This is a genomic window from Methylobacterium sp. TK31, assembly GCF_055361545.1.
Genome location: NZ_CM143964.1, coordinates 4,722,672 through 4,738,989 on the forward strand (window position 1 = coordinate 4,722,672; position 16,318 = coordinate 4,738,989).

Below are 16,318 nucleotides of genomic sequence, written 5' to 3' on the forward strand. Positions count from 1 at the left end.
GATGCGCGCCGCCGGCCATGGGCGCGGATCTGGCCCATCCTGCTGCCCGGGCTGGGGCTCCTCGCCCTGGTGGTGCTGGCGCTGGCCACCGGGCGCTTCGCCGTTCCCCTCGGCGACGTGGTCGAGATCCTCGGTGCCCGGCTCCTCGGCCTGCCCGCACGGGCCGACCCGGCGATGCAGACCGTCATCCTCCAGGTCCGCCTGCCGCGCGTCCTCGCCGCCCTGGTGGTGGGGGCGAGCCTCGCGGCGGCCGGGGCGACCTACCAGGGCCTGTTCCGCAACCCCCTGGTCTCGCCGGACATTCTCGGGGTCTCGGCCGGCGCGAGCCTCGGCGCCGTCCTCGGCATCTTCCTGTCCCTGCCGGTGGCGGCGATCCAGGGCCTGGCCTTCGCCGGCGGCCTCGGCGCAGTCGCGGCCGTCTACGCCGTCGGCGCGGCGGTGCGCCGGCATGATCCGGTGCTGACGCTGGTGCTGGCCGGCGTCGCGATCGGCGCGGTGCTCGGCTCGGCGATCTCGCTCCTGAAGGTGCTGGCCGACCCCTACAACCAGCTGCCCGCCATCACCTACTGGCTCCTCGGCAGCCTCGCCTCGACGACCCTCGCGGATCTCGGCGCGATCCTGCCGGCGATCGGCCTCGGCCTCGTGCCCCTGGTGCTCCTGCGCTGGCGCATGAACCTGATGAGCCTCGGCGAGGAGGAGGCCCGCGCCCTCGGGGTCGAGACCCGCCTCCTGCGCCCCGTCCTCATCGCCGCCGCCACCCTGGTCACCGCCGCCTCGGTCTCGGTGACGGGGGTGATCGGCTGGATCGGCCTCCTGGTGCCGCACGTGGCCCGTCTCCTCGTGGGCCCGGATTTCCGGCGCCTGCTGCCGGCCTCCCTCGTCCTCGGCGCCGGCTACCTCCTCGCCGTCGACCTCGTGGCCCGCACCATCGCCCCCATCGAGGTGCCCCTCGGCATCCTGACCGCGCTCATCGGCGCGCCCTTCTTGCTCTGGCTCCTCGCCAGCGGCCGGCGGGGCTGGGCCTGATGCTCAGCGTCGAGAACCTCGCCTTCGGCTACGGACGCCGTCCCGTCGGCACCGGCCTCGACCTCACCGTGGAGCCCGGCGAGGTGCTGTGCCTGCTGGGGCCGAACGGCGGCGGCAAGACCACGCTGTTCAAGACGCTGCTGGGCCTGCTGCCGCCCCTCGGCGGACGCATCCGCCTCGACGGGGCCGAGATCGCGCGCTGGTCCCGGCGCCGGCTGGCGGCGAGCCTCGGCTACGTACCCCAGGCGCAGGGCGCGTTCTTCCCGTTCCGGGTGCGCGACGTGGTGCTGATGGGGCGGGCGAGCCGGCTCGGCACCTTCGCGAGCCCCGGCCCGGCCGACCAGGCGATGGCGGAGCGGGTGCTCGCGACCCTCGAGATCGGGCATCTCGCGGAGCGGGCCTATACCGAGATCAGCGGCGGCGAGCGCCAGATGGTGCTGATCGCCCGGGCGCTGGCCGGCGAGCCGCGGATCGTCGTGATGGACGAGCCCACCGCGAGCCTCGACTTCGGCAACCAGGCCCGGGTGCTCGGCCAGATCCGGCGCCTGTCGCGGGCCGGCATCGCGGTCATCCTCTCGACCCACGACCCCGACCACGCCTTCCTCTGCGCCGACCGGGTGGCGCTGCTGCACGAGGGCCGCCTCCTCGCCCTCGGCACGCCCGCGGCCACCATCACGCCCGCGACCCTGGCGCGGATCTACGGCGTCGCCGTCGCGGTGGTGCCCCTGCCGGGCCACGCCCACGCGGTCTGCGCGCCGATCCTGCCGGATTAGCGCCTTTTCGAGCGCGGTGGATGCCGGCTCGCGTGAAGACAATGCGACCACGCTCTAGTCCGCGTCCGTCGGGGCGGCGGGCCGGTAGCCCGGGCACCGGGCCGCCCGCTCCGCCAGGGCCTCGGCGAGGGCGCCGAAGGTCGCGTCGGCGAGCGAGCGGGCCGTGGCGAGGTAGTAGCGCTCCCAGCCGACGGAGAGGAAGTCGAGGCCGAAGCGGTCGGCCGCCGCCCGCGCACCGAGGCCGGCATCGGCGGCCCCGTAGGCGATCACGGCGGCGACGGCCTGGTGGGTGAACTCCTCGGTGGCGTAGCCGCGGATGCGCTCGGCCGGAATCCCGTGCTCGGCCAGGAGGCGGTCGAACCAGACCCGGGTGCCCGATCCCGTCTGCCGGTTGACGTAGCGGGCTCCGCCCGCGGCGAGGTCGGGCACGCTTCGGATGCCGAGGGGATTGCCGGCCGCGAGCATCAGGCCCTGCTCCCGCTCGAACAGCGGCCGGACCCGGAAGCCTGGATTGGCCGCGAGCTCCGCGAAGGCGGGCCCGGCCGCTTTCCAGTCGAGCGCACCGCAGTGGAATCCCGCCGCGTCGGCACGGGCCTCCGTCAGGCGGGCGACCGCTTCCGCGCTGCCGGCCACCGCGAGGTGGATTCCCGGCCAGGCCGCGGCGACCTCCATGACGAGGAGGTCGTGGCTCGCGGCCAGCGTGAGGGGGCGCTGGTCCCCGGTCAGGATCGGCGCGAGACGGGCCCGGATGGCGCGCGCCTCGCGGGCCATCGGCTCGGCGAGGCTGGCGGCGGCGGCCCCCAGGGCCTCGCGCAGGAGTACGCCCGTCGGCGTCAGGGTGCTGCCGTGCCCGCGCGTCTTCTGGACGAGCTGATGCCCGAGCCCGGTCTCGAGGGCGCGGAGCCGCTCCCAGGCCGCCCGGTAGGACAGACCGAGCGCGGTGGCGATGCCCTGGACCGACCCCGTCGACGCGATCGCCTCGAGGACGACGACCGCCTCGGAGACCGAGACGCGATGCAACCCGACCGCGATCGTGCCGCCGAGGCCGAGCTCGATGGTCAGCGGAGGTATTTCGGATGTTGGCGTCATATTAATGGCGTCATAACATCTTTCTACGAGGATGCGATGCGCAAGCGTCGCGATCGTCATGCGGCGATCGGCATCACGGGTAGCATGAACCAGGGGCTCGACCGCATGAGGCGCGACCACCATGACGGGCCGTTCGCCGGACGGGCGTTCGGGCACGCGAAACCGGGCGCGGCTCCAGTCCCGACCCTGGCCCTCGCACTGCGCACGGCCCGCGCGCACGGACCGGGCCGCGAGGGCCCGCTGCCCCTTCGCCTGCCCTTCCCGACCGCCGAGATTCCCGCCCTCGCGTCGGGATACCGCCTCGACGCGAAGGAGCAGGCGGCCTTCGCGGCCGGCGCACGCATCCGGAACGGGGCCTGCACCCGCGAGAACCTCGCCCCGATCCTGACCTGGAAGGTGAGCGACCGCGGGCGGAGCCGCCCTCAGCGCAACAGCGACGAGGAGGTCGCCGACGCCCTGCGCACGGCCCTGCTGGCCGCGACCCCGCGGGTCGCCGTCTCGGTCCTCACTGGTCTCTCCGGCGTCGCCGTCCCGGTCGCCTCGGCGATCCTCGCGGCGATCCGGCCCGAGCACTACACCGTCATCGACCCCCGCGGCCTCAAGGCCCTCGGGTGCGGCCCCCTCGCGATCGGCGCCAAGCCCTCCCTGCCCCTCGACCTCTACCTGCATTACCTTGCGTTCTGCCGCGACCTCGCCCGTCGCTGCGGCGTCACGCTGCGGACCTTGGAGCGCGCGCTCTGGGAATGGGCGAGACTGAGCGACGATGCCTGGACGAACCCGCGCCGGTTCGGGCTTCGCCTCGACCACGAAATGCTGGCCCCTGAAATCCTGGCCGCCGGGTAGAGCGATCCGGATCGAGCGCCGTTCGCCTCCGATCCCGGCGGTGCCCAGCAGGGCAGGGGTTCAGGCCGAGGCGCGGCTCAGCCCGCGCATCTCCGGGGCGAACCGTTCGGCCCTCAAACGCTTCTCGATGACCTGCACGAGATAATCCGCATCGCGGCCCACGGCGCCGAAGCGGCCGGAGCCCCAGGTGTTCAGCCAGGGCAGGCCGATGAAGGAGATGCCGGGCTCGCTCGTCACGCCGCGCCGGTGCTTGGGGCTGCCCGCGCCGTTGAAGACCGACGCGTCGAGCCAGCGGAAATCCGGCGTGAAGCCGATGCACCAGATGATCGCGGTGATGCCGGAGCCGTCGAGGGCGAGGCTGGTGACCGGATCCCCCGGTTCCCAGACTGGCGTGTAGGGCGCCTGGGGCGGGGCCGCGATGCCGTGCTCGGCGATGTGGCGGTCGATGGCCGCGTTGATGCCGTTGTAGGTCCGGTCCGCCTGGTCGAGGGAGCGCTGGAGGCCGTCGCGGAAATGCAGGCGGCCGTCGGCGTAGTCCTGCAGGACGCCGTAGAGCCGCATGCCTTCGCGGGCGAAGCGGCGCAGGTCGATGTCGCGGCCGCCGTCGCGGCCTGTCACGTAGTGGTTGGTGTTGTCGCGGACGCCGTCGCGCAGGGGATGGTTCTCGACGGTCATCTCGTAATAGCCCATGTCCGCGAGCCAGGTAACGACGTCGCGGCCCCGGTAGAACCGCGCACAGCGGGGCGCGTCGCCCACCGCGAGGTGCACCGTGCGGCCGGCCAGGTGCAGGTCCTCGGCGATCTGGGCGCCGGACTGGCCGGAGCCGACGACGAGCACGCCCCCGTCCGGCAGTTGCTCCGGGTTGCGGTACTGGTTCGAGTGGATCTGCGTGAGCGTGCCCGGCAGCTTCTCGGCCATGCGCGGGATGATCGGCGTGTGGTAGCCCCCGCAGGCGACGACGATCTCGTCCGCGGTGTAGTCGCCCTCCGAAGTCGTCACCGCGAAGCGGCCATCCTCCCGCCGCGCGACGCGCTCCACCGCCACGCCCTCGCGCAGCGGCGGGTCCACCTTGGCGACGAAGGCCTTCAGGTAGGCCACGATCTCGTCCCTGCGCATGAACCCGTCCGGGTCCGGGCCGTCATAGGGGTGGCCGGGCAGGTCGCACTGCCAGTTCGGCGTGACGAGGCAGAAGGTGTCCCAGCGCTGCGTCGACCAGGTGTGGGCGGCGGTATGCTCCTCGAAGACGAGGTGGGCGATGCCGCGCTGCTTGAGGTGGTAGCTGATCGAGAGGCCGGCCTGGCCGCCGCCCACGACGGCGACCGGAACGTGACGGGGCGTGGACGTCATGGCTTCGACTCCGGGACAGCGTGGGACGGCGGCGGGCTCCCGACGGCGCAGGGGCGGGGAGCCCGTTCAGGGCTCGAAGGCCTCGACGGTGACCCGGCCGGCGGGCGCCTGGCCCTGCGCCGTGGCCTCGATCCGGGCGAGCTGGTCCAGGGCCGAGGAGCAGGCGAAACCGTACTTCTCGCGCACCCGCTCGCTCGCGATGGTCAGGGCGGTGCGGGACTTCTCGACGAAATCGTCGAGGGCGTAGCTCTCGCCCGGGCTGAGGAAGTCCTTCACCACCAGGGAGGGCGAGTAGCAGGCCTCGCGCCGGCCGTCGGGCCAGCGGACGTGGAAGCGCATCTCAGGCATGGATCGACTCCGGTTCGGTGCGGGCGCAGGCCGCGTAGGCCGCGCGGTGGCGCTCGGCGCAGGCGCGCCAGGTCTGGGCCTTCGACACGGCGAAGCCGGCCCGCTGCAGGGCCTGGCGGGTCCCCGGCACCAGGGCGGCCGTCATCGCGGCGGCGATCGCGGCCGGATCGGCGGGATCGACGAAGAGCGCCTCGTCCGCGCGCAGGTATTCGGTGAAGGGCGCGCCGCGGGAGACCACGACCGGCGTGCCGCAGGCCATCGCCTCCAGCACGCAGAGGCCGAACCCCTCCGTCCAGGACGGGAAGGCGAGGAGGTCGGCGACCCGGTACAGGGCCGGCATGTCGGCTTGCGGCAGGGCACCCGTCTCGATCACGGGGCCGCCGGGGCCCAGGGCGAGACCGTGGGCGGCCAGCGCGGCCTGGCAGCGGGCGCGGTAGGCGGCGTGGTCGAGGAGAGAGGCGCCGCCGGCGACGACGAGCTGCGCGGCGGGGTGGGCCTCGCGCAGGCGTGCGAAGGCCTCGATGATGCCGAGGGTATTCTTGCGCGCCTCGAAGCCGCCGACGCTGAGGACGACCGGGCCGGCCCCCAGCCCCCAGCGGGCCCGAACCTGCGCGTCCTGCGCGTCCGGCCCGGGGCGATAGAGGGTGGGATCGACGCCGTTGCCGACCACCTCGGGCACGGCGCCGAAGTCCGCTCGGACGCGGTCCGCCCAGCCCCGGCTGACGCAGAGGAGGCGCTGCGCCTCCTGGATCGAGCGGTCCTGCCAATGGGTGAGCTGCGGCTCGGCGAAGCTGTCGAGGTGATGGACCGTGCGGACGAAGCCCGGAATCCGGCGGCGGTGCCTCAGGGTCGCGAGGGCGTTGCCGCCGATGCCGTCATGGGCATGGAAGACGTCGAAGTCGCAGGCCGCCGGCGATCCGAAATGAACGAGGTAATCGGTGATGCGCGCCTGCACGAGGTCGACTGTGTCGCCAACGACGGGGCGGGCGGCGACGGAGACCGTCGGGCAGGCGGCATCGCGAAAAAAGCCGCGGCCCGACGGGTCGGGCGCGTGGACCACCGCCTCGTGCCCGAGGGCGCACAGCGCTTCGGCGAGGGCGAGGCAATGGGCGACGCCGCCGCGCGGGTTGGTGGAATGGGTCAGGAGGGCGATGCGCAGGGGTTTCATGCGACGGACTCCGCACGGTCCCGGCCGCAGCCGATGAGCGGGCCGGCCACGAAATCCCAGACCACGGCCTCGGCGCCCCCGGCATCGCGGATGCGCGCGACCCGGCTCGCATCGACCCGGCCGATGGTCGCGGCGGCGATGCCGCGTTCCGCGAAGCGGGCGCGCACGGCCGCCGTCGCCTCGGGGCGGACGCTCAGGAGATAGCCGAAGCTCGGGAAGGCGGTGAGCCAGCGCGCCAGGGGCACCCCGTCCGGGCGCGGGATCGCAGCGAGGTCGATGACGGCGCCGGCCCGCGAGCATTCCAGCAGCATCAGGGCCGTGCCGACGACGCCCGCCATGCTGATGTCCTTGGCGGCCTGGGCCAGTCCGTCCTCGGCGATCCCCGGCAGCAGGGCGAGGTCGCCGCGCAGCCGCTCGCCCGGCGCGCCGGTGGAGGCGTCCCAGTAGGGGTGCGGCTCGCGGAACCGCCCGCGCAGGTCGATGGCGGCGACGAGGTCGTCGCCGGGCGCGGCGTCGAAGCTGGTGAGCAGGCGGGGCCCCGCCCGGCCGAGCACCGCGACCGCGAGATTGCCGGTGCCCGCCCGCGTGTTGGTGTGGCCGCCCACGACCGGGACGCCGTAGAACGCGGCCGCGTCGGACAGGCCGGCCAGGATCGGGTCCGCCGACGCGGCGTCCCGGCTCCAGAGCGCGTCGACGACCGCGAGCGGACGCCCGCCCATGGCGGCCACGTCGCTCAGGTTGACCATGATCCCGCAATAGCCCGCGAAGTACGGGTCGGCGGCGACGAAGGCGTCGAGAAAGCCCTCGATGGCGAGGAGCAGGTGGCCGTCGCCGTCGGGGATCGCGGCGCAATCGTCGCCCACCGGCACCGCGGCGTGGCGGGCGCCCAGCCCGAGGCGGGCGACGACGGCATCGATGTCGCGCTTGTGGGCGAGCCCGCGCGCGTCGCGGATCTGGCCGGCCAGCGCCTGGAGATCGATGGTCTCGCCCATCAGGCTGCCCTGCGGAAGGTGATGAGCCCGTGCTCAGGATCGTGCATCGGCGGGTAGGCGGACAGATCCGCCTGCATGAGGTGATGCGGGTGACCGTGCAGGTCGACCGCGTCGAGACTCGTCCAGTGCAGGGCCTGGAACAGAGTCACGTTCCGCGCCTGCACATGGGCGAGGAAGCGCGTGCAGCCGCGGGCATGGGCCGAGGCGACCGCGACCTGGATCAGCCCGGCCCCGAGGGCGGCGGTGCCGCGGTAGGCCGGCGAGACGGCGAGGCGCGAGCCCCACCATTCCCCCGGCCTTTCCGCCGCCGGGTGGATGCGCACGGTGCCCACCACGGCATCGGCCTCGCCCGCCAGCGTCGAGAAGGCGCAGATCGGGATGGCGTGCCCGTCGAGAGCGTCGCGGTCGTCACCTGCGAAGAGACCCTGCTCCGTGCAGAACACCTGCCGGCGTAGGGCCGCACAGGCCCGCCGCTCCCAGGGGGCGCTGGCGAACTTCACGCGGAAATGGCTCGGCCGGTAGGGCGCGACGGGCTCAAGGATCATGCCGCCGCCCCCGCGCCCTCGTAGGTGGAGAGGGCCGAGCAGGCGCCGCAGCGCCCGCAGCCGGCCTTGATGTCGGTGGAGCGCAGGTTCGCCCGCCCCAGCATCGCCGAGAGGGGCTGCAGGATCGCGTGCATGAAGTCCGGCGAGGGCGCCGTGTGGCTCTCCAGCGGCGTGCCGGAGATCGGCACGAAGGGCACGACGAAGGGGTAGACGCCGAGGCCGATCAGGCGCTCGGCCATGGCGAGGATCGCCTCCGGCGCGTCGCCGAGGCCGGCGAGGATGTAGGTCGAGACCTGGCCCCGCCCGAAGACCGGCACGGCCGCCGCGAAGGCGTCCATGTAGCGCGCCAGGGGCACGCTGGCCTTGCCGGGCATGATCGCGGCGCGCACCTCCGGCGTCACCGCCTCGAGATGCATGCCCAGCGCGTCGATGCCGGAGGCCTTCATGCGCTCGAACCAGCGGTCGTCGTCCGGCGGCTCGCACTGGGCCTGGATCGGCAGGTCCACCGCCGCCTTCACCGCGAAGGCGCTCTCGCACAGGATCGCCGCCCCCCGGTCGGTGGCGTTCGGCGTGCCCGTGGTCATCACCATGTGCCGGACGCCGTCCAGCAGCACGGCGGCGCGGGCGACCTCGGCGAGCTGCTCGGGCGTCTTGCGCGCCACGGTGCGCCCGGCGGCGAGCGATTGCCCGATGGAGCAGAACCGGCAGGTCTTGGTGCGGCTGGCGTAGCGGATGCAGGTCTGCAGCACCGTAGTGGCGAGGACGTCGCGCCCGTGCAGCACGGCGATCTGGGAATACGGCACCCCGTCGAGGGTCGAGAGGGCGTAGAAGCGCGGCCTGCCCGGAAAGGTCACCCGGCCGATCACCGCGCCGTCGTGCTCGATCACCGAGATCCCATCCGGGTCGGGGCGGCGCACCAGGAAGGGCGAGTCGAAGGCCGCCTCGGTATGGACCGGCACCATCACGGTGCGGCCCGCGATGGTCATCGCCTTGTGGTCCGAAGGCCCGGCGCCGCCGCGCCGGCTCGGGGCCCCGGCCCGGCTGTCGGCGAGCCTAACGCCGTAGGATTGCAGCGCGTTGATCAGGCGCTCCGTCGGCATCCCGACCAGGCCCACCGCTCCCGCTCCCGTCGCGGCCGGCGGGGACGCGGGACGGCACGTCGGAAGCGGGGCGCTGCTCATGGTCGAGGCTCCAGGATGGATCGTGGGAACGGGCGGGGCTTTGCACGGGCGCGGCCGGACGGTCGTCGTGCCGGAGGCTGAGGAGTTCGGGGCGGGCGTAATGGCCGACCGAGTCCATCATCCGCTTGCGCTTCGTCACCAGCGCGAGGTCCATGTCGGCGATCAGGATGCCCTCGCCGGGGCCGAGCGGATCGGCGAGGTGCCGGCCCTCGGGCGAGACGATGGCCGTGCAGTTGCCGCCGCGGCAGGCGCCGCGCAGGCGCTCCTCCGGGCAGACCTGCGCCACCTGCGCCTCGCTGAGCCAGCCGGTGGCGTTGACGACGAAGCAGGCCGCCTCCAGGGCGTGATGGCGGATCGTCACCTCCATCTGGTCGGCGAAGATCTGGCCCACCAGGGAGCCGGGGAACTGCGCGGCGTGGATCTCCTCGTGCCGGGCCATCAGGGCGTAGCGGGCGAGCGGGTTGTAGTGCTCCCAGCAGGCCAGCGCCCCGACGCGCCCGACCGCCGTCTCGACCACCGTCAGACCGGCGCCATCGCCCTGACCCCAGATCATGCGCTCATGGTAGGTGGGCGTGATCTTGCGCCGCTTCAGCACCAGGGTGCCGTCGGCGTCGAACACGAGCTGCGCGTTGTAGAGCGAGCCGTGGTCGCGCTCGTTGACCCCGAGCACGATGACGGCGCCGTGCCGGCGGGCGGCGGCCGAGACGGCGTCCGTGACGGGGCCCGGCACCGTCACGGCCCGCTCGTAGAGGCGCAGGTGCTCCGCGCCCTGCAGGGCCGGCGGCAGCACGAAGGAGAAGTACGGGTAGTAGGGCACGAAGGTCTCGGGGAAGACCATGAAGCGCGCGCCCTTGCCGGCGGCCTCGTCGATGGCGTTGAGCACCCGCTCCAGGGTGCCTTCCGGCCGGTCGAGGTCCGGCGCGATCTGGACGGCGGCGGCCCGCACGATCCGGTTCTCCGACATGGCTGATCCTCCGGCTGTGGCGGCGGCCGCGTCGCGCGCGGCCACCCGGTGCGACGTTCCGGATGCGGGGCCTTGAGGCCGCGCTCAGACGGTCCAGGTGTCGAGGATCACCGCGTTGTCGCGCTTGTGCAGGAGGATGCAGTCGAGGACGTCGAGGGGGTTGATCATGCGGATGCCCTCGATGAAGGACGCCTCGCCGTGGCCGTAGAGCGCCTGGGTCGAGAACCGGCAGGCATAGACCTTGCCGCCCTCGGCCATGAACTTCTCGATCTGGTTGTTGAAGTTCAGGTGCCCCGGGAAGGCCTCGTCGCCGAGCCGCGGGAAGCCGCGCTGAACGCCCAGCGTGATGCCCGGGCCGTAGAGCAGGATGGAGGTGTCGAAGCCCTTGCGCTGCAGGCGCGTGGCCTGGAGCAGGTTCACGAGGCCGATCGAGCCCTCGAAGGCGACGGTGTGGAAGGTGACCAGGGCTTTCTGGCCCGGCTCGGCCTTCACGTCCTCGAAGACCTTCTCCTCGTAATCGACCAGGACGTCGCCCTTCTTGTGGGGTTCGCGATTCACCGCAGGCATGGATTCCACTCCTTGATGGGCGGCCCGCACCAGCCGAGGCTTCGAGCGGCCACACCCCGGCATGGCAAAGCACATGCCAAAGCAGATCCATCAATAAGACGATCAATTCGCCCGCCGTCTATGCATACAATATTGCTATCAATCTCGATCGCCGGCACGAGGATGGCCGGAACATACAGCATTCGTCGCAGGCATTCGTTGCGCAACGTCTGATCATCCGCTGCTCAATCGAGAGCCGGGGATTGGATGCATTGTCTGGATCCGATGAAATCTTCCCGACCTCGGCCGTACGGTACGGGGCTTGCTAGCCATACAATCCAGTATTGATCGTATCTCGACGGCAGGCATGGGCGACGCATGGGCTCCACGGCGCGCGACGGGCGATGGACCTCCGGCGACACGGGGAGCGGAACCTGGGTTCCGGACCTCAAGCGCTGGGGCAAGCCGCATTACCTCGCCATCGCGGAGGCGCTCCTGGAGGACATCCGGACGGGGCGGCTGCCGGCGGGCACGCGCCTGCCGACCCAGAGGGCCCTGGCCGAAACCCTCGCTCTCAACTTCACCACGGTGTCCCGCGGCTATGCCGAGGCCCACAAGCGCGGCCTGATCGATGGACGCGTCGGCCAGGGCACCTTCGTGGTTGATCCGGGCCCTGCGGGTCGCCCGGCGGGCCCGGCCGCCGGGCGGGTCGGGCCCGTCGACTTCACCATGAACCTGCCCCCGGAGCCCGATGCCCCGGCCCTGCGGGCGCGGATGCAGGCCTCCTTCGCGGAGCTGTCGGGCGACCTGCCGGGCCTGCTGCGCTACCAGGGCTTCGGCGGGACCGACGACGACAAGGAGGCGGCTCAGCGCTGGCTGAGCGGGCGCGGCATCGTCGCGCCGCTGGAACGCCTGCTGATCTGCCCCGGGGCGCACAGCGCCCTGTTCAGCGTCCTGGGCCAGGTGGCGCGCCCGGGCGACGCGATCTGCGCCGAGCGCATCACCTATCCGGGCATCCGCTCGCTGACGGCGTATCTGGGGCTGCGCCTCGTCGACCTGCCGATGGACCGGCACGGCGTCGACCCCGACGCCTTCGCCGCCGCCTGCACCCGGGTCGCCCCGAAGGCGATCTACCTGAACCCGCTCCTGCAGAACCCGACCACCGCGACCCTGCCGCGGGCGCGGCGGGAGGCCATCATCGCCGTGGCGCGCCGCTACGCGGTCGCCATCATCGAGGACGACGCCTACGCGCATATCTGCCCGAGCCCGCCGCCGAGCTTCGCCGAACTCGCGCCCGAGATCACCTACTACGTGGCCGGCCTCGCCAAGTGCCTGGGCGCCGGCCTGCGCCTCGCCTTCCTGGTCGCTCCGAGCGCCCGGTCCGCCCTCCCGCTCGGCGGCGCCCTCCGGGCCGCCACGGTGATGGCCTCGCCGATCTCGACCACGCTCGCCACCCGCTGGATTATGGACGGCACGGCGGACGCCATCGTGCAGTTCGTGCGCGCGGAATCCGCCGTCCGCCAGCGGATCGCGGCGGGCCTGCTCCCGGCAGGCACCTATCTGGCGGACCCACACGCCTTTCACGCCTGGATCACCCTGCCGGAGGGCTGGACCCGCTCGGCCTTCGCCAGCCAGGGCCGCTCCGCCGGCCTCGGTGTCGTCAGCAGCGACGCCTTCTGCGTCGCCGGCACACCCCCGGAGGCCGTGCGCCTCTGCCTCGGAGGCCCCTCGACCCGGCAGCAGATCACGCACGGATTGGAGATGCTGGCGCACGCGCTCGAAGGCTCGCCGGCCCTGGCGTCGACCTACATCTGAGGCGGCCTCCCGAAGGGGCCTGCTCCCGGACGCTTCGCTTCACCACAGGTTCGGACGGGATTCCGTGCGGGCGCGCCGAGGACGATCGCGGTCGGAAGGCGGGCCCGCTTCGGCGCCGCGCTCGCGTTCCGGCGCGCCCTCACGCGGCGGCTCGGGGCACCGGCTAGGCCGACAGGAGGATAGGCCTAATCAGAATGCGCGTTTGACGCCGTCTCGCCGTGCTCCTTAGCTTGCTCCGTGTTCTCAGATCGAGGAAGCACCCGTGATCCTGCCCCTCGTCTCCGTGCTGGTGTTCGCTCTCGCAGGCACGTCCGCGGCCGCTGAGATCGTCGTCGAGCAGTCCATGATCACCAATGGCGAGCTGCGGGTCGCCGGGCGCCTCAATCCACCGCGCTCGACGGAGGTGACGCTCGACGACAAGGGCAAGGTTTCGGCCGATGCGACGGGTCGCTTCGCGTTCCGCCTTCCCTATCACCCGGCCGAATGCATCGTGACGCTCCGATCCGGCACCGAAAGCCGCCAATCCGTGATCGGCTTCTGCGGGCAGCGCGGTCCCGAGGGACAGGCGGCGCGACCGGACGCGCAGGCGCCAGCGATCACGAATGCCGCCAACATGGCGAGGTCGGCGCCCGTCGTTCCGCCGGCAGCCCAGCAGGTCGGTCCCCGGGGACCCCAGGGCGTCGCGGGGGCCCAGGGACCCGAAGGCCCGCAGGGCCAGAGAGGCGACAAGGGCGAGGCCGGTGCGAAGGGCGACACGGGCGAGCGCGGCGAGAAGGGGGCTCCGGGGCCGGCCGGCCCGGCGGGTCCCATCGGACCGGTCGGCGCGCAGGGACCGGCGGGGCAGGACGGCAAACCCGGGCCGGTCGGCTCCCCCTTGCGGGTCCAGATGGAGACCTGCGAGGTGGGCACCCGCTGCCGGGCGTCCTGCAACGCCGACGAGTTCGCCGTCAGCGGCACGTGCAGCCGCGGCGAGCGTCCCGTGATGGACGAGGCGAACATCTACTGCTTCTCGGTCGAGGCCGTCCCCGTCAAAGCCAGGGCCATCTGCGCCAAGCAGTGAGGCATCCTCGGGCTGCCGGCGGCGGGGTGTCCCGCGAGACACCGGGGGGCCGGCCCGGATCGCCGGCCTGGCCGGCGCGACAGGGGGCCGCCGGCCGCCCGGCGATCCGAAGCTGCCGAAGTCGGGTGCGTTCGATTAAGCTGCGGGCGAAGCCGGTGGGCGCGCTCGGACTCGCGCGGGCGGCGTTGTCGGCGAGCGGGATGAACGGACGGCACGATGGCGGAGGGTGACGACGATCTCCTGCGGTTCCTCGACCGCGATGCGGCGGAGGCGGTGTTTCGGGCGCGCCTGGACCGCGCGGCCGAGGCACGGCCGGAGATCCCGGAGAGCATCCCGGCGGAATCGGCCGCCGTTTCGCTGATGATCACCAATCGTCAGAGGGCCGAGCTTCGCAGCCGCGGGTTTTCCGACGCAGCCATCAGGACGATGACGCCGTCCGAAGCTCACGGGCATCTGGGACTGGACGGGCCTTCACGCTGAGCGGCCGATCGAACAACCGGACGGGGCGCCGGGACGGGGCGATCCTCTGCCCGACGACGTGCATTCTTCTGGGGATGCCGGACTTGCACGGCTATCCGGCCGCGCCCCTTTCCCCCTAGGTTCGCGCGGAGGCCGCACGGGTTCCGAGCCCGCGCGAACGGAGACCCGCCGGACCTGGACATTGTGGCATCGATGCACGCCCTCGACACGATCGCAGACGCCCTCGAGACCACGGGCGCGTATCGGGTGCTCCGCCAGATCCGACCCTTCGCGGACGATGCCGCACGGCCGGACGAGCCGACCTTCATCGGCCTGATCGTCGACACCGAGACCACCGGGGTGGATCACACCCGCGATACGGTGATCGAACTCGGGATGATCAAGTTCGAGTACGGTGCGAGCGGACGGGTCTACCGGGTGCTCGACACCCTCAACCAGCTCCACGACCCCGGCCGGCCGATCCCGCCCGAGATCACGCGCCTGACCGGCATCGGCGACGCCGACGTGGCCGGGCAGCGCATCGACGACGCGGCCGTGGCGGCCATGGCTGCCGATGCCGCCGTGGTGATCGCCCACAATGCCAGCTTCGACCGCCAGATGTGCGAGACCCGCTGGCCGGTCTTCGCCGAGAAGAACTGGGCCTGCTCCTGCCACCAGGTGCCCTGGCGCGACGAGGGCCACGAGGGGCTGAAGCTCGGTTACCTGCTGATCGACTACAGCTACTTCCACAACGGCCACCGCGCCATCGACGATTGCCAGGCATTGCTGGCGCTGCTCGCGGCGCCCCTGAAGACCTCCGGGCGCCTCGCCCTGTCCTGCCTGCTCGAGACCGCCCGCAAACCGACGGTGCGGGTCTGGGCCGCCGGCTCGCCCATCGCCACCAAGGACGTCCTGAAGGGACGCAGCTACCGCTGGAGCGGCCGGCGGCGCTGCTGGTACATCGACATCGAGGAGGAGCGCCTCGACCTCGAGCGCGCGTTCCTGTGTCGGGAAATCTACCAGCGCGAGGTCCACGACCTCGTGGCCGACCGGATCACCGCCCGCGACCGCTTCTCCATCCGGACCAATCCGGAAGCCTGAGGCGACCCCATCCTCCCCCTGGGGAAGGCCGCCTCAGAGGGGCCGCTTCGCCCGGCGCCCGAGCGCCAGGGCTCCTGCCGTCGCCAGGCCGGCGGCGATCGCCAGGGTGGTCAGCGGATGGAGCGTGGCACGCGTGTAGGCGCTCGTGCGCATGACGTAGATCGGCGGGTCGCCGCGCTCCTCGCCGGCCCGGACCGGGGCATGCAGGGCACCTTTCGGGTCGCGGGGTGCCTCCGAGCGCTTCTGGAGGGCGATGATGGCGGGGGCCAGCTCGTCGTAGGCGCCGGGCACGAACTCCTTGCCCATCACGAACATCTTGCCGCCGCCGCCCACGAAGATGTCCCGCTGCGGATGCACGGCGGCGTGCAGGATGGCGTTGGCCACTTCGGCGGGCGGGTAGATCGGCGGGGGCAGCGTCGGCTCGCGGTCCATGTAGTTGCGCGCCCGGTTCGGCAGCGGCGTGTCGATGGAGGCCGGCTTGACTAGGGTGACGGAGACCGGTGCGCCCTCGGCGATCAGTTCCATGCGAAGGGTGTCGGTGAACCCCTTCACCGCGTGCTTGGAGGTGGCGTAGAGGCCCTGGAACGGGAAGGCGAGGTCGGACGCGACGCTGCCGACATTGATCAGCGCCCCGCCGTGCCGGCGCAGGTGCTCCACCGCCACGAGGGAGCCGTTCACCGTGCCCCAGAGATTGGTCTGAATCAGCCGCTCGTGATCGGCCTGGTCGATCTCGCTCAAGGGGCCGTAGACGGTCAGGCCCGCGACGTTGACCCAGGTGTCGAACCCGCCGAAGCTCGCCCGCGCCTCGTCGGCGATCGCCTGCACGTCCGCACGCCGGCCCACATCCGCCGTCACCGCGACGGCGTGGCCGCCCTCCGCCGTGATCTCGTCGACCACGCGGGCGAGCACGTCGGTGCTGCGCGCCGCCAGCACGACCTGGGCGCCCCGCCGCGCGGCCATCCGGGCGGTGGCGAGCCCGATGCCGCTGGAGGCGCCGGTGATAACGATGACCTGATCCTGCAGGGGCTTGTGCTTCATGCGTCGAACTCCTCGGCGAACCG

Annotated in this window: 17 protein-coding genes; 7 read left to right on the forward strand and 10 right to left on the reverse strand. The window is 72.6% G+C overall.

The features are described 5' to 3' along the window. The first annotated feature begins 27 nt into the window (after window positions 1-27). Both ACXJY8_RS22065 and ACXJY8_RS22070 read left to right on the forward strand, forming a co-directional pair. Window positions 28-1,026, forward strand: a complete 999-nt coding sequence (locus ACXJY8_RS22065) for a FecCD family ABC transporter permease (RefSeq protein ID WP_463780906.1) — start codon at window positions 28-30, stop codon at window positions 1,024-1,026. Further along, window positions 1,023-1,799, forward strand: a complete 777-nt coding sequence (locus tag ACXJY8_RS22070) for an ABC transporter ATP-binding protein (protein WP_463780908.1) — start codon at window positions 1,023-1,025, stop codon at window positions 1,797-1,799. Before ACXJY8_RS22065 ends, ACXJY8_RS22070 begins: the two co-directional genes overlap by 4 nt. A gap of 54 nt (window positions 1,800-1,853) precedes the next feature. On the opposite strand, the gene ACXJY8_RS22075 is transcribed toward ACXJY8_RS22070, so the two are convergent. Next, window positions 1,854-2,888, reverse strand: a complete 1,035-nt coding sequence (locus ACXJY8_RS22075) for a substrate-binding domain-containing protein (protein ID WP_463773798.1) — start codon at window positions 2,886-2,888, stop codon at window positions 1,854-1,856. A 36-nt stretch (window positions 2,889-2,924) separates the two neighbouring features. On the opposite strand from ACXJY8_RS22075, the gene ACXJY8_RS22080 reads away from it, so the two are divergent. Next, window positions 2,925-3,731 carry a hypothetical protein gene (locus tag ACXJY8_RS22080; protein WP_463773802.1) on the forward strand — a complete coding sequence of 269 codons (807 nt, stop codon included), beginning with the start codon at window positions 2,925-2,927 and terminating at the stop codon, window positions 3,729-3,731. 60 nt (window positions 3,732-3,791) lie between these two features. Here the strand turns inward: ACXJY8_RS22080 and ACXJY8_RS22085 are convergent, their stop codons facing one another. From ACXJY8_RS22085 to ACXJY8_RS22120, 8 genes are all read right to left on the reverse strand, one after another. Then, window positions 3,792-5,078 carry an MSMEG_0569 family flavin-dependent oxidoreductase gene (locus tag ACXJY8_RS22085; RefSeq protein ID WP_463773804.1) on the reverse strand — a complete coding sequence of 429 codons (1,287 nt, stop codon included), beginning with the start codon at window positions 5,076-5,078 and terminating at the stop codon, window positions 3,792-3,794. A gap of 66 nt (window positions 5,079-5,144) precedes the next feature. After that, window positions 5,145-5,426, reverse strand: a complete 282-nt coding sequence (locus ACXJY8_RS22090) for an MSMEG_0570 family nitrogen starvation response protein (protein ID WP_463773808.1) — start codon at window positions 5,424-5,426, stop codon at window positions 5,145-5,147. Beyond that, complete coding sequence (locus ACXJY8_RS22095) at window positions 5,419-6,594, reverse strand: MSMEG_0565 family glycosyltransferase (protein WP_463773811.1); 1,176 nt, start codon at window positions 6,592-6,594, stop codon at window positions 5,419-5,421. The genes ACXJY8_RS22090 and ACXJY8_RS22095 overlap by 8 nt, the downstream gene beginning before the upstream one ends. Further along, complete coding sequence (locus tag ACXJY8_RS22100; protein ID WP_463773813.1) at window positions 6,591-7,586, reverse strand: sll0787 family AIR synthase-like protein; 996 nt, start codon at window positions 7,584-7,586, stop codon at window positions 6,591-6,593. The genes ACXJY8_RS22095 and ACXJY8_RS22100 overlap by 4 nt, the downstream gene beginning before the upstream one ends. After that, window positions 7,586-8,131 carry an MSMEG_0567/Sll0786 family nitrogen starvation N-acetyltransferase gene (locus ACXJY8_RS22105; protein ID WP_463773815.1) on the reverse strand — a complete coding sequence of 182 codons (546 nt, stop codon included), beginning with the start codon at window positions 8,129-8,131 and terminating at the stop codon, window positions 7,586-7,588. The genes ACXJY8_RS22100 and ACXJY8_RS22105 overlap by 1 nt, the downstream gene beginning before the upstream one ends. Next, window positions 8,128-9,231, reverse strand: coding sequence for an MSMEG_0568 family radical SAM protein (locus ACXJY8_RS22110; protein WP_463773818.1), 1,104 nt, complete (start codon window positions 9,229-9,231; stop codon window positions 8,128-8,130). Before ACXJY8_RS22110 ends, ACXJY8_RS22105 begins: the two co-directional genes overlap by 4 nt. Further along, window positions 9,185-10,276, reverse strand: a complete 1,092-nt coding sequence (locus ACXJY8_RS22115; protein WP_463773820.1) for a Nit6803 family nitrilase — start codon at window positions 10,274-10,276, stop codon at window positions 9,185-9,187. The genes ACXJY8_RS22110 and ACXJY8_RS22115 overlap by 47 nt, the downstream gene beginning before the upstream one ends. A gap of 84 nt (window positions 10,277-10,360) precedes the next feature. After that, complete coding sequence (locus tag ACXJY8_RS22120; RefSeq protein WP_463773823.1) at window positions 10,361-10,843, reverse strand: MSMEG_0572/Sll0783 family nitrogen starvation response protein; 483 nt, start codon at window positions 10,841-10,843, stop codon at window positions 10,361-10,363. Window positions 10,844-11,200: 357 nt separating this feature from the next. Here ACXJY8_RS22120 and ACXJY8_RS22125 point away from each other — a divergent pair, with 357 nt between their 5' ends. The 4 genes from ACXJY8_RS22125 (at window position 11,201) to ACXJY8_RS22140 (ending at window position 15,257) form a co-directional block, all read left to right on the forward strand. Next, a complete protein-coding gene (locus ACXJY8_RS22125; protein ID WP_463773826.1) occupies window positions 11,201-12,637 on the forward strand; it encodes an aminotransferase-like domain-containing protein in 1,437 nt (478 codons plus the stop codon). Between the two features lie 262 nt (window positions 12,638-12,899). Further along, entirely contained in the window at window positions 12,900-13,697 is a 798-nt protein-coding gene (locus ACXJY8_RS22130; protein WP_463773828.1) for a collagen-like domain-containing protein, read from the forward strand. Between the two features lie 216 nt (window positions 13,698-13,913). Continuing rightward, window positions 13,914-14,177, forward strand: coding sequence for a hypothetical protein (locus ACXJY8_RS22135; RefSeq protein WP_463773830.1), 264 nt, complete (start codon window positions 13,914-13,916; stop codon window positions 14,175-14,177). 192 nt (window positions 14,178-14,369) lie between these two features. Continuing rightward, window positions 14,370-15,257 carry a 3'-5' exonuclease gene (locus ACXJY8_RS22140; RefSeq protein ID WP_463780910.1) on the forward strand — a complete coding sequence of 296 codons (888 nt, stop codon included), beginning with the start codon at window positions 14,370-14,372 and terminating at the stop codon, window positions 15,255-15,257. 33 nt (window positions 15,258-15,290) lie between these two features. Here ACXJY8_RS22140 and ACXJY8_RS22145 read toward each other — a convergent pair whose 3' ends face one another. Continuing rightward, window positions 15,291-16,295, reverse strand: a complete 1,005-nt coding sequence (locus ACXJY8_RS22145; protein WP_463773832.1) for an SDR family oxidoreductase — start codon at window positions 16,293-16,295, stop codon at window positions 15,291-15,293. Between the last annotated feature and the right edge of the window lie 23 nt (window positions 16,296-16,318).

Coding starts and splice junctions, on each gene's coding strand:
- ACXJY8_RS22100 (WP_463773813.1), bottom strand. CDS start 7,586: ATGGGCGAGACCATCGATCTCCAGGCGCTGGCCGGCCAGATCCGCGAC.
- ACXJY8_RS22125 (WP_463773826.1), top strand. CDS start 11,201: ATGGGCTCCACGGCGCGCGACGGGCGATGGACCTCCGGCGACACGGGG.
- ACXJY8_RS22095 (WP_463773811.1), bottom strand. CDS start 6,594: ATGAAACCCCTGCGCATCGCCCTCCTGACCCATTCCACCAACCCGCGC.
- ACXJY8_RS22140 (WP_463780910.1), top strand. CDS start 14,370: ATGCACGCCCTCGACACGATCGCAGACGCCCTCGAGACCACGGGCGCG.
- ACXJY8_RS22105 (WP_463773815.1), bottom strand. CDS start 8,131: ATGATCCTTGAGCCCGTCGCGCCCTACCGGCCGAGCCATTTCCGCGTG.
- ACXJY8_RS22085 (WP_463773804.1), bottom strand. CDS start 5,078: ATGACGTCCACGCCCCGTCACGTTCCGGTCGCCGTCGTGGGCGGCGGC.
- ACXJY8_RS22120 (WP_463773823.1), bottom strand. CDS start 10,843: ATGCCTGCGGTGAATCGCGAACCCCACAAGAAGGGCGACGTCCTGGTC.
- ACXJY8_RS22135 (WP_463773830.1), top strand. CDS start 13,914: ATGGCGGAGGGTGACGACGATCTCCTGCGGTTCCTCGACCGCGATGCG.
- ACXJY8_RS22080 (WP_463773802.1), top strand. CDS start 2,925: ATGCGCAAGCGTCGCGATCGTCATGCGGCGATCGGCATCACGGGTAGC.
- ACXJY8_RS22075 (WP_463773798.1), bottom strand. CDS start 2,888: ATGACGCCAACATCCGAAATACCTCCGCTGACCATCGAGCTCGGCCTC.
- ACXJY8_RS22090 (WP_463773808.1), bottom strand. CDS start 5,426: ATGCCTGAGATGCGCTTCCACGTCCGCTGGCCCGACGGCCGGCGCGAG.
- ACXJY8_RS22115 (WP_463773820.1), bottom strand. CDS start 10,276: ATGTCGGAGAACCGGATCGTGCGGGCCGCCGCCGTCCAGATCGCGCCG.
- ACXJY8_RS22145 (WP_463773832.1), bottom strand. CDS start 16,295: ATGAAGCACAAGCCCCTGCAGGATCAGGTCATCGTTATCACCGGCGCC.
- ACXJY8_RS22110 (WP_463773818.1), bottom strand. CDS start 9,231: ATGCCGACGGAGCGCCTGATCAACGCGCTGCAATCCTACGGCGTTAGG.